At 45.5% G+C, this 1,027-nt stretch carries 2 protein-coding genes; both read right to left on the reverse strand.

Annotated features, from left to right (window positions below):
• Positions 1–25: 25 nt before the first annotated feature.
• Positions 26–685 carry an indole-3-glycerol phosphate synthase TrpC gene (locus tag ASC50_RS01200; RefSeq protein ID WP_082592020.1) on the reverse strand — a complete coding sequence of 220 codons (660 nt, stop codon included), beginning with the start codon at positions 683–685 and terminating at the stop codon, positions 26–28.
• 24 nt (positions 686–709) lie between these two features.
• Positions 710–1,027, reverse strand: a 318-nt coding sequence (locus tag ASC50_RS01205; protein ID WP_056928604.1) for a hypothetical protein, incomplete at its 5' end; no start/stop codon positions are given.

Genomic DNA, 1,027 nt, shown 5'->3' on the forward strand with positions numbered 1-1,027 from the left:
AAAAAGTTTCCCCCATCGGGAACCCTTAAATCCCTGTTTGCCGCATTTGAACCCCCGTTTGAGGGTCGGACAAGCCACTTTCGGAGATTTTCACCAATCCTTCGGGCAGTTGATGTGCCATTTCGATGGTGTGGCGAATGTCGGTGCTAAAAGTGGTTAAATCGCGGTTGTTGATGCCCACCACATCAATTGCCGGCGTGATATACGCCAATTCATCGGCATTGTGAATTTCCAGCAGCACTTCCATATCCAATTCGTGCGCCAAAGCAGCAAAACGGGCAACCTCAGCCTTCGTCAGGCAGGCAGCAATCAGCAAAATCACATCCGCACCCATCACGCGGGATTGATAGACTTGAAACTCGTCCACGATAAAATCCTTGCGCAAAAGCGGAATATCCTCAATCACGCACCGTGCCTCCTGAAAATCGGTTATACTGCCCCCGAAAAACTGCTCGTCGGTGAGCACCGAGATGGCAGCCGCACCGGCAGCTGCATAGCCGCTCACGATGCTCGCCACATCGGCATGGGCATTTATCCAGCCCTTGGAAGGTGAACGCCGCTTAAATTCTGCAATAATACCCGTGTCGGAGTGCTGCAAAGCCGCCTTGAACGACACATTGTTGTGCTTCTGCTCGTCAACTTCGAGGCGCTTGTTAGCGCAAATTTGTTCTAATATATTCATAATCTATGAGTATTTTTCATTTAATATTCAGGCGATAGCCTTAGTTTCCCTTATATTACGTCCGGTAGTCTGCACCCAAACAGAATATTTTTGTTCTAAAACGATTTCAATGGCACCATCTTTTTTAACATTTCTAATGAATTGCCCTGTTCCATACCCACCGGTTGAACGCAGTTGAATTACGTATGGATTATGTTTTAATTTATCCCACAATACTTGTCGTTCTGCATTGCCATGATGAGTTCCTGCTAAATGAATTTCTTTTTTATTAGGGTGCAAAGCAGTTTCAATGAGTGTTATGTTTTCTGTATTATCAATAAATTCAGCTATTTCCGTTATCCCAAA

It is taken from the genome of Candidatus Symbiothrix dinenymphae (assembly GCF_001431085.1).